The following is a 25,992-nucleotide window of genomic DNA, read 5'->3' on the forward strand; positions in this document are numbered from 1 at the left end:
GTTCTGCCAATTATCATGCAATCAGTTGAGTCATACTAATATATGTTTAGAGACTGGTTTGCAGACAACTTGGGAGTGAGTCAAGCTCGCAAGGAACAAGTATATCTGGATATATGTAGGTCAGTAAGCCTACAAGATGTTAGCTATTGGATTCAAGTTTTATTTGCTGCTGGTATTGCTACCCTGGGACTCGTGTTAAATAGCCCAGCCGTGATTATTGGTGCAATGCTGATTTCGCCGTTGATGGGGGGTATTCTCGCCAATGGGCTGGCGTTAGCGGCGGGTGATGTAATTTTAGCAATGCGGGCGTTGCTGAATTTGGTGTTGAGTTGTACAGTAGCTATTGTCTTCGCTGTATTATTAGTATCTTTGCTGCCATTTAAGGAAATGACTAGCGAAATTGCCGCGAGAACTCAACCGAACATTTTAGACTTGGTTGTAGCTTTATTTTCTGGTGCGGTGGGTTCTGTCGCAATATGCAAAGAACCGCGAGGGGTAGCAACTTCTATTCCTGGTGTTGCGATCGCAGTTGCATTAATGCCACCATTATGTGTTGTCGGCTATGGTATCGGTATCGCTATCAGCATTAATTCCATCAAAGGATTACAGATTGCTAGTGGTGGTGGTTTACTATTTTTTACCAACTTAGTGGCAATTACTTTTACTGCTATGGTGGTGTTTCTTGGTTTGCATATTGATAACTTGCAGGTGAGAGCCAAAGTCAACGAATGGCGACACACAGACCAAGAAAGTATCAGGATGCAGACGATTTTAGAGCGACTACCAGCCTACAATATCTTGAAAAAAATCGGCAATCTACCGGGTAGATTACTGTTGATTTTTATGACAATTTTAGCAATTATTTTTCCCCTGAATCAATCTTTTAGTCAACTCAGACGCGAAATTACTTTACAGCAACAAGAAAACCGCATTCGTAACTCAGCCACCGACTTATGGCAAAAGGAATTTGCCAATTTCCCCAATGGTGAACCTCGCTCTTATATCAGCAATATTTCTACTTTAGACAAAAACAATAAATTGACCGTGCAACTTCAGGTTTTTAGTAGTAAGCAATATACACCTGATGAACAAAATAATTTTATTCAACAGTTAGCATCACGCCTGGGAAAACCACCGGAATTAGTAGCATTAAAATTGATTGAAATACCTACAGCTTCCAGCGATATTTTACGACCTTTGCCTGTAGAAAAACCGCCGGAACCAGTAATTACCATTGCCCAATTACAATCAAGTTTTCTACAAGAAGTGCAATTAGCTTTAGGGGAAATGCGACTTCCCCAACCAGCACAGATGATTAATTATGAATTAATTACGATTCCCAATGAACCCTTACGCATTCGGTTAGTTTATTTGAGTGAACGTGATATAGAAAAAGATGCTCAAATGTTGCTAGCTGATAGCGTCAGAACTAGGTTAGATTATCAGTCTGCGCTTGTGAGTATGCAGAGAATAGGGACTAATTTAGGAGCAATATCTTTTGAGCGTAATCAGTCTACATTGACACCAGATAATACTAAGTTATTAGACCGTGTTGGACAAGTTTTACAGCGATACCCTAACTTGCAATTGCAAGTCATGGTTAATCAACAACTAGAGGAATTACAAGAGATTGTAGAACAGCGATCGCAAGCTATTACAGATTATCTCAAATCTCAGTGGCAAATTGAGCGCGATCGCCTGAATTTGGCAGTCGGAACACAACCCCAAAGCCGCGCCACACTCACACTTACAGTTACATCACCGAGAAAACCACCTGTGGAAACTATACCCGGAACTTTCTAAGCTGATAATTTAGAGAATAGTCGAAAGCTTGGTATAATTTTATTAATACTAGGCTTTCGGCTTGCTCAATCAGTTCCAACTGTAGTCATGCCAAAGCCACGTTTTTTCAGATTCTTTCGTCATCTCAATTGGCGTACATGCAAAAAAACTGTTGCTAGAACCATTCAAAGACGACTGTTAGGATTGGCTGGGGAAATTGCCTTTAATGCCATGTTATCCTTGTTTCCTGCAATTCTGGCAGTTCTGACAGCCATTGGATTACTAGAAGCATCTTTGCAAGACACATTCAAACAACTAGCAACACAACTAAGTCAAGTCGCGCCAGAAGAAGCCATGACATTAATTAAAGATTTTGCTAGTAAAGAAATTGCTGACTCTAAAAATAGTGGCTTGTTTTCTTTGAGTTTTATCATTGCAATTTGGACTGCTTCCGGCGCAGTCAGTACCGCCATGACAGCCTTTGATCAAATTCATCAAATTCCAAGAGAAAAAACCCGCCCTTTTTGGAAAGCCAAAATTATCTCTTTGGGATTAACAGTAGGTACTATTTTACTATTAGTATTTGCTTCTTTTTTAGTGTTTATCAGTGACTTAATCTTAGGATTTGTAGTCAGTGGTAACTCATATTTGATGTTTTTATTGGATATTTGGAAATTGTTACGCTGGCCTTTAGCATTATGTATTGTGGCGACAGCATTTAGCTTTATTTATCGATATGGCCCTAGTGTGTGGAATCGAGGTACACCTATAATGCCAGGTGCAATGATTGCATCTGTATTTTGGGCAATTTTATCAGGTTTATTTCGCCAGTATGTCGCGAATTTTGGCAACTATAACAAAGTTTATGGTGCTGTCGGCACAGTCATTGTTTTAATGCTGTGGTTGTGGATGAGTGCGGCTGTTTTGTTAGTAGGCGACCAATTAAATGTTACTGTAGGTGAAGATATTCAAGGAAAAATCATTAATGATGGATAATGACTGTTGATTGTGGATTGTTGATGAGCGATCGCCTAAATGCCTGATGTTTCTCCTCCTGACTATAACACTCCAGCAGCTACTTTAAAGCGTTTACGTCTATTGAGTCGTCTGTTAGATAAAGTTGTCGCTATTCCCGGTACACCCATAGCACTCGGTTTAGATCCCATCCTGGGATTAATTCCCGTTGGTGGTGATGTTTTAGGCATCATACTTTCTAGCTACATTGTCATAGAAGCAGCTAGACTAGGGATTCCTAAAAAAACATTAAGTAAAATGGTTGTGAATATTCTTATTGATACTTTAGTAGGTGCTATCCCGGTTTTGGGTGATATTTTTGATTTTGGTTGGAAAGCTAATGAGTATAATCTCAAGTTAATCGAACAACACTTAAACTTTCCGCGCTAGCATAATGGTAAATAATTCCTGACTACTATTGTCGAATTTACCTCAGCCATGATAATAATTAGACTTCTGTAAACTGCCTGAAAACTTTTTGAGTTCATTCCTAGATGAAAGATTGGTGGCAAGCGACTTTTCCCAAAGGGCGACAAAGTTTAATTATTAGTGATGTTGACGGCTATCCTGTACAAATTGCTTACGGCGAAAAAGGTACAGGAAAACCCCTATTTCTCTTACACGGCATGGGTAGTTGGAGCTATAATTGGCGTTATAGTGTAGAGCCGTTATCTAAACATTATCGTGTTATTTGTTTTGATGCTAAAGGTTTTGGTTTTTCGGATAAACCTTGGTTACGTCGAGAAAAGAATGGGCATCAAGTTATTGAATTAGCAAGAATTATTCAGGCTTTATGTGATGAAAGCGCGATTCTTGTCGGGGAATCTATCGGTGCATTAATTTCTTTGGCTTTGGCTCAACAAAACCCGGAATTACTGGCGAGGTTAGTGGTAATTAACGCACCAGTTTTTACCCAACGTTTACCGCATTGGGCAATGGAAATACTGGCTCAAACACCTTTAGAATTATTACAAACAATTGATGATTTGCGATTAGCTTATTGGTTTGCGCCATTAGTGCGGGAAATTATGGCCATAGAACGGCGCAAAGTGCTATATGATCCCTCTATTCTCACCCCAGAAGATATTTATTGGATTACTTATCCATTTATTGAAATTCCTGGTACTCTAGTCAAAGTTGCAGAAGAATTGCAAATTGCCGCACGAGAGATTAAGCATTGGCAAGGGAATAAACCAAATCTGCTCAGTCAAATTCAAGGGAATTTAGACAGGATAGATTGCCCTACCTTAATTTTATGGGGCGATCGCGATAGTTGGTTTCCCGCTAGTCATGGCAAAAGATTACATCAATCCCTACCCAATGCCAAATTCCAAATTTTAGAGAATTGCTGTCATGATGCCTCAACTGGTGCTGCTCAAGCTGTCAATCAGGCAATTCTGAAGTTTCTCCAAGATACAGATTTTTTGTAAAAACGTATCAATATATTTAGGGAATTTAACAATTGAAACAAAACAAAAAAATTAACAACTGATGCAAAGAAATATTAAGCCATAAAACCCTTTTGTTTCCGGCTTTTCACCTGATTCCATCTGCCTTTCACCGCCTCAGAGGCAAAATCAACACAGCTGATAGCAAACATGGTATGAGATCATAAAAAAATTAAACTAAACCACAGTTAGAGAAGTCCCAAGAGAATGGAAGAACGCAAGTCAACAGTTGTAATTACAGGAGCCTCTTCAGGGGTTGGTTTGTACGCTGCCAAAGCAATGGCTGCGAGAAACTGGCACGTAGTTATGGCGTGCCGTGATTTGGAGAAAACCCAAAAAGCGGCCCAAGCTGTGGGAATGCCAGAGAATAGCTACACCATCATGCACATTGACTTAGCATCTTTAGAAAGTGTGCGCCAGTTTGTGCAGAATTTCCGGGCTAGTGGTAAAACCCTCAATGCTTTGGTATGCAATGCGGCGATTTATATGCCGTTAATCAAAGAGCCACTACGCAGCCCAGAAGGTTATGAGTTAACTATGGCTACAAATCATCTAGGGCATTTTCTGCTGTGTAACCTGATGCTAGAAGATTTGAAAAAATCAGCTGCTCAAGCCAGACTGGTAATTTTGGGAACTGTTACCCATAACCCCAACGAACTGGGTGGTAAAATTCCCCCACGCCCAGATTTAGGCGATTTGCAAGGCTTTGCTGAAGGTTTCAAAGCACCGATTACAATGGCTGACGGTAAGAAGTTTGAACCCGTGAAGGCTTACAAAGATAGCAAAGTCTGTAATATTCTGACTATGCGGGAACTGCATCGGCGTTATCACGAGTCTACAGGAATTATTTTCAGTTCTCTTTATCCTGGTTGTGTGGCGACAACAGCCCTTTTCCGCAACCACTACCCTCTATTCCAAAAACTATTCCCCATCTTCCAAAGATACATTACTGGCGGGTTTGTCTCTGAGGAATTAGCCGGGGAAAGGGTAGCAATGGTAGTTGCTGATGCTGAATACGCTAAATCAGGCGCGTATTGGAGTTGGGGAAATCGTCAAAAGAAAAACCGCCAGTCTTTTGTACAGCAAGTTTCGCCCCAGGCTAGTGATGATGCTAGAGCCAAGCGGATGTGGGATTTGAGTGAAAACCTAGTTGGGTTGACACCAGTTAGCTCACAAGCTGCTGTCAGATAGATATGGGACGTTAGCAATTAAATCTAACTTTGAGAAAAAACTAAGGGTTGACGATTGAGGAGGTGAAAACATCCTTAATCGTCGCCAAATTTGTTTGTAGTGAGGACTTTAGTCCTCTCTTGCCAATTCTGGGCAACACTACCACCAATTAGGGGCGAGTTCAATCATATCTTGCACCATTCTCAATCAGTGTCTGGCAATGCACAGCCAACAATCTAAAACTCTGGGTGTGTCTTGAGCAATGCCCACCCTACAACTTTAGATGAGGTTACGGGAGACTACCAGAATTATGTAAGGAGTGACATACTCCCACACTGACTGCAAGCAGTACAGTGTGGGCTTCTCACCCAATCCAGCTATTGCTTCTCCTGACGGAGACGCTACGCGAACGGAGGCGGTGAGCTTTGTTTTAAATCCACGGAATGCCCTACCGCAGATTATGCAATTTCTTACCTTGTACCCTACAAATTTTACTGTCCTGGATGAGATGCTGGCTTATTCGCGCTATAGGACAAACCCGGAGGTCATTTGTATTAATCAAGATGTGCCTACTTACTTCTATGCTGTGCAACGGAGTCGCTTACCAATGGTCGCAATGCCACTGGGCAGAGGCTTATCAGACACCAATACGGGTGAAGTTAACCAAGTCTATTTTATCAAATTTTTGAAATATTTTGCTCGTTTCCTCCATGTTCTGCTCCCTGTTCTCCCTTCGGGAGAAATTGGTCACAGAACTGTCGTCAACTCACGCGCAATTCATCTCAACACTTCCGCTTCTCTACGAGACGCTGCGCGAACGCGGTAAGTGTGAGGCTTCTTGCTGTTCAAGCTAAAGTCCTTACTACGAACTGACAGTATGAGTCTTTTTTTAGACCTTATATATATGGGCGCACTATATTCCCATTATAAAAATATAGTACCGGAAGTTTGAGGATTTTGCAAGCCCTTTTTGATAGGAAATTGGGTTAATGGAAAGACGCGAGGAATCGCGTCTGTACAAGAGGGGTTTGGTTTGGTTGGGTGGGAAGCTAAAGGGCGATTTCGGCTTTCATGACGGTGGTATCGCTGGTGCGTTGGAGACGAAAACCGAGTTTTTCGCAGACTTTTTGCATTCCACGATTATCGGCGAGGATATCGGCTGTGATGTGGGTGATTTGCTCATCCCGTCCGACTTGCAGCAATCGCCGGAGTAGTTCTTTTCCTATACCTTGACATTGATGGCGATCGCTAACTAATATCGCAAACTCAGCCGCATTACTCCCATGTAATTTACTCAATCTACCCACGGCTAATATTTGCCTTTTTCCGGTGTTTGGTTCTTGCTGTTCCACAACTAAGGCCATTTCACGGTCATAATCAATAAAACAGATTCGTGTTAGCCGTTCATGGGTGATGCGATGGCTTAATTTCATCAGGTGGAAGTAGCGAAAATAAACGCTTTCCTCAGATAGTGTCTGGTGAAACTGCACCAACAAAGGTTCATCTTCAGGACGAATGGGGCGGATAGTTACGGGTGTACCGTTGTTCATTGTCCACTCTCCTACATATTGTGTAGGGTAGGGACGAATGGCTAACTTGGGTAGTTGGGCTTGTGTCATCTCCGGTTCATGCAGAACTATGCGCGCATCTAAGGCAATGAGTGAGGGGAGTGCAGCATTTTCACTATTTTCTCGATGAGGAGAAGCCAGCAAAGGATTAATATCAATTTCTTTAATCCAACGCTGTTCGACTACCAAGTGACTAAACGCCACCATGATATCCTCAAGGGCTGCCATATCAATACTTGGCCTTCCCCGTACACCTTGGAGGGCTTTGTAAATTTTGGTGTGTTCCATCATCCGCCGTGCTAGGGTGGTGTTCAGGGGAGGAAGTGCGATCGCGCTATCCTGAAATACTTCCACTAATTGTCCCCCAGCACCAAACAACAACACAGGCCCAAACTGAGGATCAAGGCTACTACCAATAATCAATTCGTAGCCGTCCATTTTCACCATTGGTTGCACAGTCACACCTAAAAAATGCTCTTGCCCGACTTTCTCCCCTACAGAGGATGCAATCATCCGATAGGCACGGCGGACAGCATCGGCATCTTGTAGATTTAACTGTACACCGCCAACATCAGTTTTATGGGTAATAGTTTGGGAATAGAGTTTGAGAACAACTGGATAACCCATATTTTCCGCACATTGCACCGCCTCATCCTCAGTTGTAGCAACGCAAGTTGTGACAGTTGGGATGCCGTAAGCTGCTAGAATCTGTTTGGACTCATATTCAGTTAAAATCGTCCTACCTGCTTGACGGGCGGAGGAAATAATATTTTCTACTAAGTTGCAATAGGGGATACCAGTCCCAGCATCAATTGTAGGTAAGACAGGAGTTTCATAGATACCGCGCAGGTTGTAGCTAGACTGCCACATATAACTAAACACTCGCGCCGCCGTATCTGGATAAGGATAAGTCGGGATGCGTTGACGATTGAGAATCATCTCTCCTGCCGCCACATCTGCGCCTCCCATCCAACTAGCGAGGATGGGTTTCCCGGTAATTTGGGCGTAGGGTTTTAACTGTTCTGCCGTTTGGGTAGGATCGGTCATAGCTTGGGGTGTGAGAATCACCAATAAACCGTCACTATTGGCATCTTGGGCAGCGATTTCTAAAGCTTGGGCATAGCGTTGGGGGTCAGCGTCACCGAGAATATCAATTGGGTTATTGTGACTCCAATGGGGGGGTAGGATTTGGTCAAGGGAGTGAATTAGTTCTGGGGAAATGGGGGCAAGTTCGCCGCCAGTTTCGATTAACGCATCAGTTGCCAATACCCCAGGCCCCCCAGCATTGGTGAGAATGGTTAATCTTGGCCCTTGGGGACGGGGTTGTTTTGCTAATACCTCCGCCATGTCGAACAAATCAGAGATACTATTAACCCGCAATACTCCACAACGCCGGAAAGCGGCATCTAAGACAGCATCGCTACCAGCTAACGCGCCTGTGTGGGAGGCGGCAGCTTTGGCGGCGGCTTCTGTGCGTCCGGCTTTAATCACAATAATTGGTTTGGTGAGTGCTACTTCCCGCGCGGCGGAGATAAAAGACCGGGCATCGCCGATAGATTCCATGTAAATGACGATACTTTTGGTGTGGGGGTCATCACCGAGATAATAAATCAAGTCGCCCCAACCGACATCTAACATGGAACCGATGGAAACGAAGGCACTAAAACCGACATTTTCCCGTACACTCCAATCAAGGATGGCTGTACACAATGCGCCGCTTTGACTGAGAAAGCCGACATTGCCAAAACGAGCCATTGCACTGGCGAAGGTAGCATTTAAGCCGGTGCGGGGACTCATCACACCTAAGCAATTAGGGCCGATGATGCGAATTTTACCGCGTGCCTGTGCTAAAATTTGCTGTTCTAAGGCTATACCTTCGGCACCAGCTTCTTTAAATCCTGCCGAAATAATAATTGCCCCTTTGACTCCGGCGGCGACACACTCAGCAATGATTCCGGGGATGGTGGGGGCTGGGGTGGCGATGACTGCTAAATCAACTGTTTCTGGGATATCAGCAATTGTGGGGTAGGCTTTGATGCCGAGTACACTATGGCGTTTGGGATTGACTGGGAACACAGTACCGCCAAAGGGATTACTAATTAAGTTCCATAAGAGAGTGCGTCCCACACTACCGGCTTTTTCACTGGCACCGATGACGGCGACACTTTGGGGTGCAAAGATGGCATTTAGAGGGTTAACCTTCTCTGCTTGCAAAATATCATAAGCGCGATCTATATTGCTGGTAGTGCGATCGCCTGTTTGCTTGAGAGAAATTTGCATTTATTTTCCAATTAATTTGTCTGGATTTACTCTTGCGCCTTGGTTGAGTCTGGTTGTTATTTATTCACGCTGCCGGCGCACATCAAAAGTTGATGTCAGGGTTTAGGGTAAAGGATGAACTCACACCACTACACCTGTTCACAGAGGGATACCGATACTGACAGCAGGGAACAGGAAACAGGTTGGAAAGTCTCTTAGCATCAAGCTTTGTGCTGAAAATTGTTACCTCATTTTCCCTAAATCTGCTGTCAGGGTTGCCTCAACTGTAACTGACACTTGCTGGCTCCAACCGAAAATTCAAGGTTTTTTTAGAAGTACAGATAACAACAGCCACAAATTGAGACAATACCGTATATTTACGCAGAGGCTCGAATATCTACCCAACAATTTCTTACTTTGTCTAGAATTTGAATAATTTTGACTAAAGCTACGGCTTTGCCCATTTCGGCAATGCGGGAGAGGCGATCGCCCACTTCAAAGTTAATTCCTGGTATAGTGACTAACCAAGCGGTTGGACAATTACCATACAAGGCTTGAGTTAAAGCTAACAGCGATCGCGGATTACTGGTATGTACGCTGCCATCAACATCACAATCAGGTAAAAGTGCCTGAATCTGGACATCATAGCCATCCACAGGTAAACAGGCATCAACAAATATGGCTAAATCAGTGTTTGCTAAAGCAGCAGCTAAATCTGGTGTCAGTTGATGAACTGCAAGGGATTGTACAGACGATAAATGCCAAGAAGCAATCTCATTGGCTATACTTTGTCCCACACCGTCATCACTCCGCAAGTCGTTACCATAACCAATCACCATAACAGTTTTTTTCATTTTTTGAGCTTCTCTGATCTAATTAATTAAATTAAGCAGGGGAACACAATTGAGGCGACTAATGACTATTGATTACGCCTATAAATCAACAGATTAAAAGCAGTGAATAAATTCAGGTATGGCATTGGGTTGCCCTCCTGGGAAATCTTAATAAAACAGGGAATTTAATCAATGAGTTCGGCTGAAGTCATTCAATTTTGGATAATAGGGCAAAAATGTGAGGAATTTGTGAAGGATTGGGGAGGAAGCGGAGGAAGCAGAGGGGCAGGGGGAGAAAAACTAATGACTAATGACTAATGACTAATGACTAATGACTCAATGTTTAATTTTTACTGTGAAATTGTGCCGGAACGACTCAGGCAGTTTTATCATTTACCTGTGTAGCGCAACACAACCAGACACTCATCAACAATGATATGTGAGGCTGTTTTATGTCTAACGTTAATTATCAACAGCCAATTAGTACGGTAGATTCTCTAAAAGAGAGTTACACTGAGGGGCAGCGAGATTTTAGCCGGGCTGAACTGGGTGATGCTAATTTACAAGGCGTTAACCTCAAAGGATCTGACCTCAGCTATGCTGATTTAAGTACAGCGAATCTCAAAGGCGCAAATCTCCGAGGGGCTGACTTAAGCTTTGCTGATTTGAGTCAGGCTGATTTACGAGAGGCGGATCTCAGAGGTGCTATGTTAATGTCAGCAAATCTACGCCTAGCTAACCTGGAAGGCACAAATTTAGAAAAAGCTGATTGCGATCGCAACACCCATTTTCCCCCAGATTTTGACATCATTGCCGCAGGTGTACAAATTAAAGAGGAAAACTCTGGTCAAAATTGATTTGAGGAATGTTCACAACAGTTGTACATTCCTATACATTTTGTTTGACATCAGCTATGCTGACACTTATTAATTTTGACCGAGTTAATTAGGTGTTTACTCAGCATTTACTGGAACAAACAAAACCCAAGCCTAATTGCATCACCACAGTAATTTCTCTTGTTGTCGGTATCAATGCAATGATGGGCATCAGCAATTGTGCAATCGCTGGTATTATACCAGAAGATACGACTTTAGTCAACAAATCTGGTAGCATCTTTTTCATTGAAGGCGGCACACAGGTAGGGCATAATCTCTTTCACAGCTTTTCTGAGTTTTCCCTACCTTGGAAACATACAGCTTACTTTAACAATCAAGCCAATATTCAAAATATTTTCAGCCGCATCACAGGTAAACAAGCATCCTATATTGATGGTTTGCTACAAGCCAATCATCAAGCTAACTTATTCATCATTAACCCCAACGGGATCATTTTTGGCCCCAATGCTAGTCTACAGATTGGTGGTTCTTTTGTTGCTAGTACCGCCAACAGTATTAATTTTACTAATAATCAAAAGTTTAATGTTAAACCAGAAGACTCTACACCCCTACTCACTATTAATACTCCCATTGGGTTACAATTCGGTGCAAATCCCGGCCACATTCAAGTTCAAGGCGCATCTGTGCTGCAAGTAACAGCAGACCAAACATTAGCTTTGATTGGTGGCGATGTCTTGTTAGAAAATACAAACATTCAAACTATCCAAGCTGGGGGCAGAATAGAATTAGGGAGTGTTGCGTCTGAAGGTCAAGTTAGCTTTAATAGTGGCAAGTTTGGCTTTAGCTTTAACTTTGATGCTGTTTCCCAATTAGGCAACATTCAACTATCACCAGGAACTAACATTGATACTTTAGGTGATATCCAAATCACTGGTAAAAATCTGCTCATCGACAATGGACTTGTGAAAGCAGGAAATGATTTGATAATCAATACTACAAATAGTATTCAAATCTTCAACAGAACTGGTATTTTATCGGCGATTGCGCCTATTGATATTGGTAATACTACCATAAATACCAAAAATTTGTTAGTCCAAGACGGGTCTTATATTGGCGTAGAGATAGGCAATTTGACAATCAACGCATCAGAGACAATACAAGTAATCGCCGACCCTAATGTTCTCTCTGACAATGCTAGTCGGATATTTGCGACAGCTTCCGAAGACACAACCAAAGCAGCAGGTAATTTGACTATTAATACTCGGCACTTATCGGTGCGGGACGGCTCACAAATCATCACTAATTCTTCTAGCATTAGTGTTCCTAGTTCGCCGGCTTTATTGAGTCTTTTTAATGCTGTAGAAACAGTAAATAGAGGTAATTTAACTGTCAATGCCTCAGAATCGGTGACTTTATCTGGTAGCTCATTCCCAGAAACTTATCCTAGTGGTTTATTTACTACAACTTTTGAAGGTGAAGATAGTGGCAAGCTCACAATCAACACTAAATTTTTATCAATTACAGATGGCGCACAGATTTTTACTATGAATTATAGTGAAAATCAATCTGGTAATCTGCTTGTGAATGCCACTGAAAAAGTAGAAATTACTGGGACTTCTCCAACTGGTAAAATTGCCACTGATGCACAGAATAATGGACTAATAGATGAGCCTGTACCTGATATTATGTTAAAAGGTTTTCCGTTTGTTCCTGGCTTGCAAATCGAAAATACTCTACCTAGTGGTTTGTTTAGTAATGCTCCAGGCTTGGGAGATGCTGGGGATATTCATATTCATACCCGTGAATTAGTAGCAAGAGATGGCGGACAAATTAGTGCTAACACTTTTGATGAAGGGCGGGGTGGTAATTTAAAAGTTAATGCTACTCAACAGGTGCAACTTTTAGGGGCTTCGGCAAACGGGATTTCTAGCGGCTTATTTACGAGGGCAAATCCCCTAGCTACGGGAGAAGCCGGTACTTTAAATATTTTGACTGGTAATTTACTGGTGCAGGATGGCGCACAGGTTAGTGCTAGTACCTTTGGTGTGGGTAAGGGGGGAAATTTAAATGTACAAGCGACTGAGGGGATAAAACTTATCGGTGTTTCTCGTCAAAATGTCCCTAGTGGTTTGTTTACTCAAGCTAATCCTATCAGGATAAATGATATAGACATACCAAAAGTTGACGAGTCTATTACTAGAGGAGATGCAGGAGAAATAAATATTCATACCTCTAGTTTGTTAGTGCGGGATGGGGCGCAAGTCAGTGCTAGTACCTTTGGTAGCGGTAAGGGCGGCAATGTCATTGTCAAGGCGACTGGGGGTATTGAATTGATAGGAACTTCTGGCAATGAGGATTTATTTCCTAGTGGTTTGTTTGCTGCCGCCATTAATGCTACTGGGGATGCTGGTAATTTAGTAGTTAATAGCCCTAGTTTGCTGGTGCGGGATGGGGCGCAAGTTGGTGTTAGCACTAGCGGTGCAGGTAAGGGTGGTAATTTAACTCTGAATATTCCAGATAGAATGCAATTGATTGGTACTGCTGTTAATGGTGCATTTCCTAGCGGTTTGTTTGCGACAGCTGCCGCCAACTCTACAGGCAATGCAGGTAACTTGATCATAAACACGAATTTATTGCAAGTATGGCAAAAAGCAGGTATAGCGGTGCAGAGTAGAGGCGAAGGTGGTGCGGGTAACTTGCATATTAATGCTGGTTCTATTGATTTAAATAATCAAGCTTTTATTAGTGCGGATACTCGCGGTGTGAATGCTAAGTCTAACCTACCACAAGCTAATATTAATTTGCGTTCTCAAGACTTAATTTTGCTACGGGGTAATAGTAGCATCACTACCAACGCTAGAGGTAGTAATGTGGTTGGCGGTAATATTACTATTGATACTCAGTTGTTAGCGGCTTTTGAGAATAGTGATATTAGTGCTAACTCGGCTGATTTTCGGGGTGGTAGTGTGAAAATTACGGCTGAAGGTATTACTGGTACGCAATTCCGTACAGGCTTGACTCCAGAAAGTGATATTACGGCGACTGGTGCAACTCCAGAGTTAAGCGGTACTGTGGAAATTACTACCCCAGAAGTAGATCCCAGTCGCGGCTTAATGGAACTACCATCAAATGTCAGTGATGTTTCAAATCGCATTGCTCAAAAATGTCGTACCAATGCTGCTGTAGCTAGACAGGCAAATGAATTTTTGATTACTGGTAAGGGTGGAATCCCAGCTAATCCTTACGACACACTAGAGAGTGAGTCAGCGATCGCTAGCTGGATTAATGTCAATCATATCAATAATGTCGCTAAAAATCAGGTCAATTACCCAAAAGTTAGCAGTTATTCACCTCATACTATTGTTGAAGCCAAAGCTTTAACATTGGATGCTCATGGTAATTTAATTCTTACGGCAGAAACACCCAATTCGACATCTCAAAATCCAGCATTAATACACCCCATTTGTGCTAGTTGATATATAGTCATATCTTGCACCATTCGGGTGGGCATTACTTGCAACTTGCTGTCAGCCTTAGTTTAAGTTGTTGGCAATGCCCACCTATTCTGATTGAGTCTTGTCAGGTGCGTTAGACTGTTTAAATGCTGTCTAAAAACCTATTTTTGATATCTGACGCACCCTACTAATATGTCAGTTACGTAAGTCCTGCTCATCTATGATGAGACTGCCATATAATATGAGAAATCAAATCAAACTAACCGTAATATTACAGAGTTAAATTTATTTTTTTGATAAACTCTAGGTATTTATCGCAAATATTTTGCTCACTACTTTATCTAGCGATTAAATTAATAGTTGACATTTAAATTGTTGATAAAAATCATAGATAAATATAGACAAAAACTGACAAAATCTCATAGATTGAGAGATAACCAAACCTTATACAAATTCCAGAGGTTATTTCATCATCAGACTTTTGTGTTATTAATCCCGGTCACTCCCAAAAAGATTACAGACAGAATTTCTGTTGTGGATAGACATAGTGAATTTGTATCAGGAGCTATTTGCAGACATCAAAATCTAGTTCTCTGAATTTAAGGCTATATCCAATATGAAAAACAGATTTTTTCATCTGTCGGCTTCCCTGTTCCTAACTACTGGAATTTTTGGTGCAGTGATGAATGCGCCTGCACAAGCAAAGCCAGCACAAAACCAAACGATTTCAGCTGCTATATGTAGTAACAGCGATATCTCGCTGGGGGGAGTAATTGCTACAGCTTGTGAAGGTGCATTTTCTGGGAACGACGCAGGTTTTTTGAGTGACTTGAATGGTGGCCTATTTAGCAGTAATGTTGGCGATGGTGTAACATGGTCGCTAGCTGGCAAAACAGATGAGTCAAATGCCTATGTTACATCAGATAACGGTTCTGCTACTGGTAGTTGGAGTCTGTTACAGCAATTAAGCAGTAACACCTTTGTAGTGAATTTGAAGACTAGCAACTCTTACAGTGCCTATTTATTCCAAAATTATGATTGGAGTCAAGGTTTATCAGGACTGTTCAATACTATAGGTGTTGCTGTCAACCAGAACGGAGAAGCTCAGGAGTTATCTCACGCTTCTTTATTCGTTGCTAATATTGCTGCTAACCAAGAATCTCAAGCAGTGCCAGAACCAGCTACTTTGCTGGGGCTGGGTTTAGTCGCCAGTGGTATGATGATTTCTCGCCGTCGTCAGTCAAGCTGCTGACAATACCACTCGAAAGCCACAAATTCTTAAGCCACCGTCTGACTCATTCCAGCTACGGCTAGCACTGCGACATAGTTCTGCGCCAAAGTTCCAAGAACCACCACGCAAGACTCGGCGATAAATATCACCGCCTTCTTCCCAAATACTTCCATCTGTGGGTGCGCCTTGATAATTGTTGTGCCAAGGATCAGCGCACCATTCCCAAATTAGCCCGTGCATATCATATAATCCAAAGGCGTTGGCTACTGGAAAACTGCCGACATCGGTGGTTTCTTTCCGGGTTCTGGTTTTTGCTTCTAGGCTGGAGTTATCGCCACTGCTAAAGTTGACTAATTCTGGGGTGATGGTTTCGCCAAAGTGAAAGGCTGTGGTTGTGCCTGCACGACAGGCGTATTCCCATTCTGCTTCGCTGGGTAAGCGATAATCTCGTCCGGTTTTGCAAGAGAGTCTGGCACAAAATTCTACGGCTTCGTGCCAAGAGACGTTTTCTACTGGTCGATGATAACCTTTAAATTTGGAGGGATAAGGATTTAAAGGTTGTTTGATTTTGGGTAAGGCTGCTACAGCCCGCCATTGTGCTTGTGTGATGGGATATTTTCCCATAAAAAAGGGTGCGATCGCTACTTGATGTTGGGGACGTTCGTCCGCATCGCCTTCTAAGTTAGGGGAACCCATCATAAATATACCACCGGGAATCGCTACCATTTCTAAGGTGATGTCTTTGTTGAGTTCTTCACTAAAGTATTCTGCCACAGTGCGATCGCGGTTAACTTCTCTGCCAGCAGTATCTACACTAACTACATCAAACTCAAAGGTTTGTAGCGGCGGTAGTGGTAGTTTAGTTTTTTGCAGTGTAACGGTTAATGGTTCTACTGGCGGTTGATTGACTACCACAATTTGTGTTTGTGCCGTTGGTGTAATTGTCTGTTCTAAATCATGGAGAACTGCGGCGGCTGATTGGTATCTTTCGCTGGGTAAATGTTTAGTTAATTTATCTAAAATTTTGCCTAAATTATCACTAATAATCATACCTTTATTTTGTAAATAATCTTGCCATAACCACTGGGCATTCATCGGATCATACAACCCATCATCAATCTGTCCATAAACATTTGGTTGTGGTAAACATTGGGTTAAAAGTCTGATACAAGTTACACCCAAAGCATATAAATCACTGGCGGGGCAAGCAAATCCTGCCATTTGTTCGGTTGGCGCGTAACCAAGGGTATAAATTACTGTGGCTTGTCTAGCTAGGCTAGTTTGAGTAACTTGTTTGGCTCCACCAAAATCAATCAAAACCAGCTTACCATCAGTTTCACGTCGAATGATATTGTCTGGTTTAATATCGCGGTGGATAACATTACAAGTGTGAACAAAGTCTAGAACTGGTAACAAATCAGCTAGAACTTGGCGCACTTGCATTTCTGTAAAGGGCTGTTTTTGTACTTCTTGTAAGAGAGTTTGCCCTGGAATAAATTCCTGTACCAAGTATAAGCTTGAACCTTGTTCAAAGTAAGCTAATAATCGGGGGATTTGGTTGTGATTTTCTCCGAGTTCATATAACCTAAATGCTTCTTCTTTGAAAATTTCTGCGGCTTTGCTACGTTGCCCAGTTCCTTGGATTTGGGGAAAGAACTGTTTAATAACGCAAGGGGCGTTTAGCCTGTCTGCGTCTTCGGCTGCATAAGTTTTGCTAAATCCACCTTCACCTAATAACCCCAAAACACGATAGCGGTTTCGCAACAGTTTGCCGAAGTTGCTATGTCCGCAACTAATACAAAATTTATTGCTTTCAGGGTTGAATGGATTTGAGCAATTGGGATTTTGGCAGATTTGCATAATGAGGAGATAATAGCATCTTGTCCAAAGTTAGCCCCAATAGGATTGCTTTGAAAACATATATCTAGACAAACAATTATTAAAATATTTCATCTGTATAGCTAACTATATGAAAAATACAGATGAAGGTATTTTATCAATTTAATGCTGGCTGCTGATGCAATTTAAACGTTAGTTTCAGCAACCGCACTAATTTTTATTACAAAATAATAATATAGTTAAAAATTGCCTTTGTCAACCCGTGGCGTAATCCCAGATTAATTACCCCAAAAATGAAGCGGTGGCTGGGAAAAATAAGTATTTAGCCAGGGATAAGATCGGGAAAATTCAGGTTGGTGAATTCTAAAGGATTAATTAATTTTTTCGTTCACCAAAGGCGCGAATTAATTCAGCTATAAACGCTACAAAAGCAGATACTAGCATGAGTAAAACACTCAGAGCATTAATATCAGGTTTCACACCTGTTCTAATGCGACTAAAAATTTCCATTGGTAGGGTGTTGTAACCGCTTCCGGCGGTAAAGCTAGCAATGAGAAAGTCATCTAAGCTGAGTACAAATGCCAGTAAACAACCTGCTAGAATTCCCGGCATTAACTGAGGTAATAATACTTGAATAAAAGCTTGTACTGGAGTCGCGCCTAAATCTAGGGCGGCTTCTTCTAAGTGGGGATTTAAATTAGTCATGCGTGAAGATACTACCAATCCAATATAAGCTAGACAAAAGACGACATGGGCGGCGACAATTGTCCATAAACTTAAGGGGATGGCAAAGGCTGCGAGAAACACCAGGGTAGCGACTGCGATCGCAATATCAGGAATAATTAATGGTAGGTAAGAAATCCCACGATATAGTTTTTTCCCGAAAAACTGATAACGCGCCAAACCTACCGCCATCAAAGTGCCGAAGACGGCGGCGACACTCACCGCACTCAAGGCGACGATTAAACTATTTTTCAAGGCTGAGAGGATGCGCTCGTCACTGAGCAATTTGGTATACCAATCTAAAGTAAACCCTTGCCAAGTTGCACTGTAGGGTGATTGGTTGAAACTATAAAACCCTAGTACCATAATCGGCAGGTACATAAACACAAACATGATGACTGAGAAAACCGCTTGCCATTTGACAAGCGGTTTTTTGGGAGATGGAGAGATATTCACGTTTTTATTATTTATAGTATGCCGATAAAAAATATATTCTAGGAAACAGCAAACGTCAACCCCCTGGGGGAAATGCTCTCATAGCCTAGGGTAAGGGTTACGCCTACAAAATGCCCAATTAGGCTTGAGATAATTACCACATCATTGATATCACGCAGAGGCGCAAAGACGCTGAGGTTTAATACAGCCGTAAACAAGCTTTAATTGCTATTTGAATGTACATAAACTATGAAGACTTACACAAGTCTCATGAATAAAGTCTCTTGTCGGGGATGTCAAAACCGAGAATTTGGTAAAAATCAACATATTTTTGACATTTAACGCCATCTAATAATCTGCTTTAATTACTATTTGGATGTAAATAAACTCTAAATTATCAGGCAAAAATCTTTTCTGAGGAATAGGGTGAAATCCCTACTAGGATAGACCATTAAACAAGAATTGTTAGCATAAAATTTGGGTGTATTTAACTTTAAAATTGGTGTTAAAAGCTAGTTTCTAGTGCTAAATAAATAACCGACAAGCACTCTTGAAACCATAAACAAACACACCTAATTCAAGCTGAGTTTAGAGGAGGTTTGTGATGCGAATTGCTCAAGTAGCCCCATTATGGGAGAGAGTACCACCGCCAGCTTATGGCGGTATAGAGTTAGTGGTGGGGTTACTAACCGATGAGTTAGTTCGACGTGGACATGAGGTAACACTGTTTGCGTCGGGAGACTCTCTCAGTTTAGCGAAGTTAGTATCAGTTCATCCCCGCGCCTTAAGGCTTGATTCTAGCGTTAAAGAATGTAGTATTTACGAAATGCTACAACTAGCTACAGTATATGAACGTGCCGACGAGTTTGATATCATCCACTCACACATGGGCTGTGCGTCATTACCTTATGCAAAATTGGTGACAAATGCGACAGTTCACACCCTACACGGAATTTTTACCTCTGATAACGAAAAAATGTTTCAGTATGCTAAAAATCAGCCGTTTGTGAGTATTTCTGATGCACAAAGAGAACAAAGATTAGAGTTGAATTATCTGGCAACAGTTTACAATGGCATTGATGTGAGTAGCTATAAGTTTTATCCTCAGCCTGATGAACCGCCATATTTAGTATTTTTAGGTCGGATATCTCCAGAAAAAGGCACACATTTAGCCATAGAAATCGCGAAAAAAGCGGGTTGGCGGTTAAAAATAGCCGGTAAAGTAGATGTTGTTGATGTGGAATATTACGAAAAAGAAATTAAACCTTTAATTGATGGTAAGCAAATAGAGTATTTAGGGGAAGCAAATCATACTCAGAAAAATGCACTCATGGGTGGTGCAGTGGCAACTTTGTTTCCGATTACTTGGCGCGAACCATTCGGTTTAGTGATGGTGGAGTCAATGGCATCAGGTACACCAGTGATTGCGATGAAATTGGGTTCAACTACAGAAGTGATTGCCGACGGTAAAACCGGTTTCTTATGCAATAACATTGAAGAATGCGTGAGTGCGATCGCTAAAGTTGCAGAGTTAAACCGTTATACCTGCCGGGAGTATGTGCAGAACCGTTTTAGTCTGCAAGCAATGACTGATGGTTATGAAGCAGTGTATCAGCAAATTCTACAAGAGAAATTTGCTTATAATGGACATCTCCGCAGTACAGTAAGTTACGCGATATAGCTGATATCTTGCACCATTCTCAATAAACCTAGGGCGATGCACAGTACACAACGTAAAAATCAGGGTTTGAGCGAATTTTTAGGAGTGCATCGCCATCCTGTAATCGCAATAATGACTCCTTCAGTGCCGACTGTAGCGTGCGATTACCCAAAGAGTATAACGCTCTAATCCCACCAAAATTACAGTTATTCCCACAGCCAAAGCAAATAAAAGTAGGTTATTAATATTACCAGCTTTTAAGGCAAAACTCAGGGAGGTGGAAACGGCTGGGGGGTGCATTGCGTCTAATGTAATCATGAGAGCGATCGCAATTACCATAGCCAGTCCCCCAGAAAGATAGCCATTACCCAGCAACAAATAAATGATAAATCCAATAGTTGCAGCCATCATTTGCGCGATCACCAGGGTACGGACTGTGTTTGTACCGTGATAAGGATCAAGATAAATCAAAAATGCGCTGGAAGCCAGAGAAGCAAATAATAATCGTTGCTGACTCAGTGCTTCTATCAATGATAGAACTATCAACACAATTACAGTTGGTGCTGCAACTAGCGCGATTTCTCCTTTAATATCTAATCTGCGTCTAATTCGCCGATTTGCACCCTGTATAGGTTGTAAACTGGAGCGTTGTTTACTCATAACTGGGGACTGGGGAAGCAGAGGAAGCAGGGGAGAACAACTAATGACTAATGACTAATAACTAATGACTAATAACTAATAACTAATGACTCTTGACTCTTGACTCTTGATTTTTTGAGAATAAAGATAATCACAATATAATGCCCACATCACACCGAATAAACCAGTGAAAGAACCTGCGATTACAGCTGTAACACCCCATCCTAATGGCCCTGTCCAATTATTAATTTCCTTTAATATTGCTGTAGTTGCTTTACCTGCTACATAAGCTGTTCCTGTCACACCCACTGTAACTAAACCCAGTTGTGTCAACATTTTTACAATTCCCTGACTAGATACATCATCTTGAAAATAAGTTTTCCAAATACTTACATACATTAAAATATCAGAAGCTGTTAGAATTACCTGTTTGGGAATTTCTGCCCCTGGTGTGGGTACAGCTGAAGCAGCCCCGCTACCAACGGCATAAGTAGCAATTGCGAAAATCGCGTCTAATCTCTTTTTGTTTATATTACTCACAGAATTTTCTCCCATCAGACTGCGCTGTTACGTATCCAATTAGAATATAGCAGCCTTCTGGAATTTCGCTACTGGGTAAATTCGGTAATTATTCACTCTAAACCAGGATTTTTGACCTTATGCTCTCTATTTAGAGCCTACAAGCTTGATTTACTGGACTGAATTATCAAGCTGCACTTATATTCATCCCAAACAAAGCTAAGATTAATTGAATATTTTATTAGCAATCAAACTAAAATCATCCTATTAAAAAAGTCCGCCGAAGCGGACAATCTATAAGGGCCAATAGCTACCTTAGTAAGCAATAGTTATGTCAGATAGCTTTTTTATTTTTCCAGAATTAATTAATTAAATCAAGCTAAGGCAATTAAATTTTCGGACATAATACCTAATACTTTTTATTGATGGTTGTGTGCTTGATTATTAACTGTAGAAACCTGATATCTCATGTATTCACCATTTAGTTAAAAATAAATAAAGTCCGCATGGGCGGACTACGGACATTGGATAAGGTTAGGTTATTACCAAGATGGCCTACTATATTGCTAGAGGCTGACTTTATTGTTGTGGAATCTTTCAAAGAAATCAAGTACATGAGATTCTCTTTTTAGACATAAGTCAATTAGATATGTCTGAAAACTAATGTTTAAAATATACTTTTAATTTAAGTAAATTCTCTGTTAAAAACACGATTTTTAGCCGACTGACAGCTATGTTGTTTAATGAATGTAGTTATTTAGATAACTATTAATGAAGATATAATTCCAGAAATTATGTCTATATGGTTTTAATTATTCAACCATTATTTAGATAAAAATAAAATGGTGGTTCACGAGGATAACCCTGGAAATTTTAATTTCTGGGGTTTTATTTATCGCTAAAACTCAAATTACTGAATAAAACCTGAAATAACATCATACTTCAATCTGGTGGTAGATTTTTTAATAATTCCAGTGCTTCATCACACCAAGAAATCCATTCTTGTTCATAGCGCATACCTGCTTTTAAAACTAAATTTCTGAGTTTTTCTTCCTTATTTAAGACTTTCGAGGGGGGACATTTTTCTTTCTCGATTTCTCTATATGTCGATAATTTGGCTAGATGTATTCTCCGGTAACGTTCTACGTCTTCTATCAGCACACTAACTGGTACTAAACCGCCAGAAAAAATTTTCACTAATATGTCTTCTCGAATTACGTCAGGTTCACTAGGTTTGTGCATCCACTCGATTAGATGCTGTTTTCCCTGTTCTGTAATTGAGTAAATCTTTTTGTCTAGACGACCTTCACGGGGAATAATCTCGGAAACTATCAAACCCGCAGACTCTAGTTTACCTAGTTCTCTATAAATCTGCTGCTGGGAAGCTTGCCAAAAATAACCCACGCTTTCACTAAACACCTTAGACAGATCATACCCACTGTGGGGAGCATCAATTAAACAGGTCAAAATTGCTTGCGATAAACCCATAACCAACTACTTGACAGATATTTTCTACAGTGTACACTAGAGTTTGTATACAACAAGTTGAATAAAACAACTTTATAAACTAAAGTTGTGTACAGTAAATTTAGCTGCCAATAGGCGGTAACTTTATGCAAAATCTTCATTCAGACGGGGTGAGAAATTTTCAGCATCCCAATAGATATCTGATGGTGGGTGCTGTGGTGTTAGCTGTAGCCAGTGGTGCAAGTTCGTTATATTTTTTATCTAGTGTGCGAAATTCGGCTGAAAAAACTACTCCCGTGGTGATGGATAATCGTCCTGTCATCCAAGCTGTGACAGCTTTAGGACGGATAGAACCCCAAGGAGAAGTTATACAGGTATCGGTGTCACAGAGTGCTGGTAGTAACCGGGTAGGAGAACTTTTAGTAAAACAGGGCGATCGCGTCAACAAAGGACAAATCATTGCTATCCTAGATAATCGCGATACTCGGCTAGCGGCTTTAAATAGAGCTAAACAACAGGTTAAAGTTGCTCAATCCCAATTAGCACAGGTAAAAGCCGGGGCTAAAGACGGAGAAATTGCCGCCCAACAAGCGATCATATCGGAATTAGAAGCGGAACTACGTCAACAAGTAGCGGCGAGGGTGGCGACAGTCAAACGCTTAGAAGCCGAAGTGAGAAATGCTGAACTGGAATATCAGCGTTATCAATATCTGCAAGAAACCGGGGCTGTTTCTGCATCCATGCGAGATAGTAAAAAATTGATATTAGAAACAGCGCAAGAGAGTTTAAGAGAAGCCATTGCTAACCGCTATCAAACATCAGAAACTTTAAGAGAAAGACTCAGACAAGCAAAAGCGACTTTAGAAAAGATTGCAGAGGTACGTCCTACCGATGTGCAAGCCGCACAAGCAGAAGTAGAAAACGCTAAAGCCGCCGTCCAAGAAGCCGAAGCAAACTTAGATTTAGCTGATGTGAAAGCACCGAAAGCTGGTCAAATTTTAAAAATTCATACTTGGGGTGGGGAAGTAGTCAGCGATAAAGGAATTGTAGAAATTGGGCAGACTCAGCAAATGTATGTAGTTGCAGAGGTGTATGAACTTGATATCAATCGCGTCAAAATTGGTCAAAGTGCAACTATCACCCAAATGAATTTACCGGGAGAACTCACCGGAAAAGTTGAGCAAATTGGCTTATTAATTGGTAAAAAAGACGTACTTAACACAGACCCGGCTGCTGATATTGATTCGAGAGTAGTAGAAGTAAAAATCCGCCTAAATCCAGAATCAAGCCAGCGAGTAGCGGGGTTAACTAATTCTAAGGTGAAAGTAGCGATTAGTGGGGAGAAATCAATTCAAAATTCAAAATTCAAAATTCAAAATTAAAGAATCCTGGGGAAATGGTGATGAGGGAGAATGACTAATGACTAATGACTAATAACTAATGACTAATAACTAATAACTAATAACTATGTTTAAACACAAAATTCCTGTTGCATGGTTGCAATTGTCGCGGGAAAAAGCCCGGATGTTGGTAGCGATCGCTGGTATTGCCTTTGCAGATGTGCTAATGTTTTTGCAATTGGGTATCCGTGAGGCTTTGTTTGATAGCGCGGTACAACTACATAATAGTCTTGAAGGTGAGATTGTCTTAGTGAGTTCTCGCTATAAAGCTTTAATTTCTCTTGATCCATTTTCGCAACGCAGATTATATCAGGCTTTAGGTTTTACAGGTGTAAAATCAGTTCATCCGATATATTTAGATTTTATTCCCTGGAAAAATCCTGATAATCAAGAAACTTGGAACATTTATGCTATTGGGTTTAATCCAGAGGAAAAAGTAGTTAACTTACCGGGTGTAGCGGAGAATTTAACATACCTCAGAGAACCAGATACAGTTTTGTTTGACCGTGGTTCTCGTCAAGAATTTGGGAAGATTGTTGATGAGTTTACCGCTAACAATCAAGTCACTACCGAATTAAACAACCGAAAAATTAATGTTGTGGGTTTATTTCGGTTAGGAACATCCTTCGGAATCAATGGTAATGTCATTACCAGCGATGTAAATTTTTTGCGATTATTTGGTAATAATAGAAGACAGCAAGGTTTAATCGATTTTGGAGTGATCAAATTAGAACCTGGCGCAGATGTCAATTGGGTAATTGCTAATTTAAAAGCCAATTTACCTAATGATGTGAAAGTTCTCTCTAAACAACAGTTGGTGACTCAAGAAAAAAACTTTTGGAATACTAGCACACCTGTAGGATTTACATTTACTTTGGGTGCAGTGATTGGTTTTATGGTTGGTGCGGTGATTGTTTATCAAATTTTGTATAGTGATGTTTCTGACCACTTACCAGAATATGCCACACTCAAAGCTATGGGCTTTAAAAATCGCTATTTACTCATCATTGTGTTTCAAGAGGCTTTGATTTTAGCTGCCATTGGTTTTATTCCTGGTATTGCGATTTCTCAAGCTCTTTATATGATAACCCGACAAGCAACATTGCTACCTATCATGATGACTATGGATAGGGCAATTTTCATATTTATGCTGACGACTTTGATGTGTTCAATTTCCGCAACTATCGCCATGCGTAAGTTACAGGCGGCTGACCCGGCGGATATTTTTTAGGGATAAACTTATGCTAGAAACACCTGCGATCGCTATTTCCCAACTCAATCATTATTATGGCGAAGGTTCGCTAAAAAAGCAAATCCTTTTTGATATTAATCTAGATATCCAACCAGGGGAAATTGTCATCATGACTGGCCCTTCTGGTTCAGGAAAGACGACGTTACTCACACTCATTGGTAGTTTACGGTCTGTACAATCAGGTAGCCTAAAAATATTAGGTAAAGAACTCTGTGGTGCTAGTAAAAATCAGATGGTGGAAGTGAGACGAAATATTGGTTATATATTTCAAGCGCATAACTTATTAAGTTTTCTTACAGCCAAGCAAAATGTGCAGATGCCGTTTGAGATGAATGATAATATTTCTACTAGAGAAGCGCAAGCCAAAACAGTGGAAATGTTAACCACAGTAGGGTTAGCTAAATCAAAAAGAAGCCCCACATCTGACCCGATAGGGCAGTGTGGGATGAATTTTTGGGTGAT

19 protein-coding genes are annotated in these 25,992 nt (G+C 41.1%); 12 read left to right on the top strand and 7 right to left on the bottom strand.

The genetic code is table 11. From position 1 onward, the window contains the following. Positions 1-42 precede the first annotated feature (42 nt). From A3775_RS09025 to A3775_RS09045, 5 genes are all read left to right on the top strand, one after another. Complete coding sequence (locus tag A3775_RS09025; RefSeq protein WP_066424612.1) at positions 43-1,803, top strand: DUF389 domain-containing protein; 1,761 nt, start codon at positions 43-45, stop codon at positions 1,801-1,803. 87 nt (positions 1,804-1,890) lie between these two features. Further along, entirely contained in the window at positions 1,891-2,778 is an 888-nt protein-coding gene (locus A3775_RS09030) for a YihY/virulence factor BrkB family protein (RefSeq protein WP_066424617.1), read from the top strand. 39 nt (positions 2,779-2,817) lie between these two features. Further along, positions 2,818-3,186, top strand: a complete 369-nt coding sequence (locus A3775_RS09035; RefSeq protein WP_066382265.1) for a DUF4112 domain-containing protein — start codon at positions 2,818-2,820, stop codon at positions 3,184-3,186. A 104-nt stretch (positions 3,187-3,290) separates the two neighbouring features. Then, a complete protein-coding gene (locus A3775_RS09040; RefSeq protein ID WP_066424618.1) occupies positions 3,291-4,226 on the top strand; it encodes an alpha/beta fold hydrolase in 936 nt (311 codons plus the stop codon). Between the two features lie 225 nt (positions 4,227-4,451). Further along, positions 4,452-5,435 (top strand): protochlorophyllide reductase, encoded by a 984-nt coding sequence (locus tag A3775_RS09045; protein ID WP_066424619.1) that lies wholly within the window; start codon positions 4,452-4,454, stop codon positions 5,433-5,435. Positions 5,436-6,463: 1,028 nt separating this feature from the next. On the opposite strand, the gene A3775_RS09055 is transcribed toward A3775_RS09045, so the two are convergent. Continuing rightward, complete coding sequence (locus A3775_RS09055) at positions 6,464-9,262, bottom strand: bifunctional acetate--CoA ligase family protein/GNAT family N-acetyltransferase (RefSeq protein ID WP_066424623.1); 2,799 nt, start codon at positions 9,260-9,262, stop codon at positions 6,464-6,466. 356 nt (positions 9,263-9,618) lie between these two features. Next, positions 9,619-10,095, bottom strand: coding sequence for a hydrogenase maturation protease (locus A3775_RS09060; RefSeq protein WP_066424625.1), 477 nt, complete (start codon positions 10,093-10,095; stop codon positions 9,619-9,621). A gap of 431 nt (positions 10,096-10,526) precedes the next feature. Between A3775_RS09060 and A3775_RS09065 the strand changes: the two genes are divergently transcribed. The 3 genes from A3775_RS09065 to A3775_RS09075 all read left to right on the top strand — a co-directional run bounded on the left by A3775_RS09065 (position 10,527) and on the right by A3775_RS09075 (position 15,617). Continuing rightward, entirely contained in the window at positions 10,527-10,931 is a 405-nt protein-coding gene (locus A3775_RS09065; RefSeq protein ID WP_066382254.1) for a pentapeptide repeat-containing protein, read from the top strand. A 92-nt stretch (positions 10,932-11,023) separates the two neighbouring features. Continuing rightward, positions 11,024-14,386: an S-layer family protein gene (locus tag A3775_RS09070; RefSeq protein ID WP_066424627.1), complete on the top strand. Its 3,363-nt coding sequence runs from the start codon at positions 11,024-11,026 to the stop codon at positions 14,384-14,386. Positions 14,387-14,981: 595 nt separating this feature from the next. Then, positions 14,982-15,617 carry a PEP-CTERM sorting domain-containing protein gene (locus A3775_RS09075; RefSeq protein ID WP_066382250.1) on the top strand — a complete coding sequence of 212 codons (636 nt, stop codon included), beginning with the start codon at positions 14,982-14,984 and terminating at the stop codon, positions 15,615-15,617. On the opposite strand, the gene A3775_RS09080 is transcribed toward A3775_RS09075, so the two are convergent. Continuing rightward, entirely contained in the window at positions 15,606-17,456 is a 1,851-nt protein-coding gene (locus A3775_RS09080) for a bifunctional serine/threonine-protein kinase/formylglycine-generating enzyme family protein (protein ID WP_066382249.1), read from the bottom strand. The genes A3775_RS09075 and A3775_RS09080 overlap by 12 nt on opposite strands. Positions 17,457-17,810: 354 nt before the next feature. Continuing rightward, a complete protein-coding gene (locus tag A3775_RS09085; protein ID WP_082803704.1) occupies positions 17,811-18,614 on the bottom strand; it encodes an ABC transporter permease in 804 nt (267 codons plus the stop codon). A 583-nt stretch (positions 18,615-19,197) separates the two neighbouring features. Between A3775_RS09085 and A3775_RS09090 the strand changes: the two genes are divergently transcribed. After that, entirely contained in the window at positions 19,198-20,274 is a 1,077-nt protein-coding gene (locus A3775_RS09090) for a glycosyltransferase family 4 protein (RefSeq protein WP_066382247.1), read from the top strand. Positions 20,275-20,394: 120 nt separating this feature from the next. On the opposite strand, the gene A3775_RS09095 is transcribed toward A3775_RS09090, so the two are convergent. The 3 genes from A3775_RS09095 to A3775_RS09105 form a co-directional block, all read right to left on the bottom strand. Further along, on the bottom strand, positions 20,395-20,913 hold the full coding sequence (locus A3775_RS09095; RefSeq protein WP_066382246.1) for an HPP family protein: 519 nt from the start codon (positions 20,911-20,913) through the stop codon (positions 20,395-20,397). A gap of 75 nt (positions 20,914-20,988) precedes the next feature. Further along, on the bottom strand, positions 20,989-21,432 hold the full coding sequence (locus tag A3775_RS09100; RefSeq protein WP_197480117.1) for a hypothetical protein: 444 nt from the start codon (positions 21,430-21,432) through the stop codon (positions 20,989-20,991). A 921-nt stretch (positions 21,433-22,353) separates the two neighbouring features. Continuing rightward, the gene (locus A3775_RS09105; RefSeq protein ID WP_066382244.1) at positions 22,354-22,899 is read right to left on the bottom strand and encodes a PadR family transcriptional regulator; all 546 of its coding nucleotides are present in this window, start codon (positions 22,897-22,899) and stop codon (positions 22,354-22,356) included. A 125-nt stretch (positions 22,900-23,024) separates the two neighbouring features. Here A3775_RS09105 and A3775_RS09110 point away from each other — a divergent pair, with 125 nt between their 5' ends. The 3 genes from A3775_RS09110 to A3775_RS09120 form a co-directional block, all read left to right on the top strand. Then, positions 23,025-24,260 (top strand): ABC exporter membrane fusion protein, encoded by a 1,236-nt coding sequence (locus A3775_RS09110; RefSeq protein ID WP_066424632.1) that lies wholly within the window; start codon positions 23,025-23,027, stop codon positions 24,258-24,260. An 85-nt stretch (positions 24,261-24,345) separates the two neighbouring features. Then, positions 24,346-25,509: an ABC transporter permease DevC gene (gene devC, locus A3775_RS09115; protein WP_066424634.1), complete on the top strand. Its 1,164-nt coding sequence runs from the start codon at positions 24,346-24,348 to the stop codon at positions 25,507-25,509. Between the two features lie 10 nt (positions 25,510-25,519). Continuing rightward, on the top strand, positions 25,520-25,992 hold a 473-nt coding region (locus A3775_RS09120; RefSeq protein WP_156481585.1), incomplete at its 3' end, for an ATP-binding cassette domain-containing protein.

The organism is Anabaena sp. 4-3, from assembly GCF_001597745.1.
Taxonomy (GTDB): Bacteria; Cyanobacteriota; Cyanobacteriia; order Cyanobacteriales; family Nostocaceae; genus Trichormus.

Excerpts from the sequence above, each read along its gene's own strand:
- A3775_RS09025 (WP_066424612.1), top strand. The coding sequence starts at position 43 with ATGTTTAGAGACTGGTTTGCAGACAACTTGGGAGTGAGTCAAGCTCGC.
- A3775_RS09030 (WP_066424617.1), top strand. The coding sequence starts at position 1,891 with ATGCCAAAGCCACGTTTTTTCAGATTCTTTCGTCATCTCAATTGGCGT.
- A3775_RS09035 (WP_066382265.1), top strand. The coding sequence starts at position 2,818 with ATGCCTGATGTTTCTCCTCCTGACTATAACACTCCAGCAGCTACTTTA.
- A3775_RS09040 (WP_066424618.1), top strand. The coding sequence starts at position 3,291 with ATGAAAGATTGGTGGCAAGCGACTTTTCCCAAAGGGCGACAAAGTTTA.
- A3775_RS09045 (WP_066424619.1), top strand. The coding sequence starts at position 4,452 with ATGGAAGAACGCAAGTCAACAGTTGTAATTACAGGAGCCTCTTCAGGG.
- A3775_RS09055 (WP_066424623.1), bottom strand. The coding sequence starts at position 9,262 with ATGCAAATTTCTCTCAAGCAAACAGGCGATCGCACTACCAGCAATATA.
- A3775_RS09060 (WP_066424625.1), bottom strand. The coding sequence starts at position 10,095 with ATGAAAAAAACTGTTATGGTGATTGGTTATGGTAACGACTTGCGGAGT.
- A3775_RS09065 (WP_066382254.1), top strand. The coding sequence starts at position 10,527 with ATGTCTAACGTTAATTATCAACAGCCAATTAGTACGGTAGATTCTCTA.
- A3775_RS09075 (WP_066382250.1), top strand. The coding sequence starts at position 14,982 with ATGAAAAACAGATTTTTTCATCTGTCGGCTTCCCTGTTCCTAACTACT.
- A3775_RS09080 (WP_066382249.1), bottom strand. The coding sequence starts at position 17,456 with ATGCAAATCTGCCAAAATCCCAATTGCTCAAATCCATTCAACCCTGAA.
- A3775_RS09090 (WP_066382247.1), top strand. The coding sequence starts at position 19,198 with ATGCGAATTGCTCAAGTAGCCCCATTATGGGAGAGAGTACCACCGCCA.
- A3775_RS09095 (WP_066382246.1), bottom strand. The coding sequence starts at position 20,913 with ATGAGTAAACAACGCTCCAGTTTACAACCTATACAGGGTGCAAATCGG.
- A3775_RS09105 (WP_066382244.1), bottom strand. The coding sequence starts at position 22,899 with ATGGGTTTATCGCAAGCAATTTTGACCTGTTTAATTGATGCTCCCCAC.
- A3775_RS09110 (WP_066424632.1), top strand. The coding sequence starts at position 23,025 with ATGCAAAATCTTCATTCAGACGGGGTGAGAAATTTTCAGCATCCCAAT.
- devC (WP_066424634.1), top strand. The coding sequence starts at position 24,346 with ATGTTTAAACACAAAATTCCTGTTGCATGGTTGCAATTGTCGCGGGAA.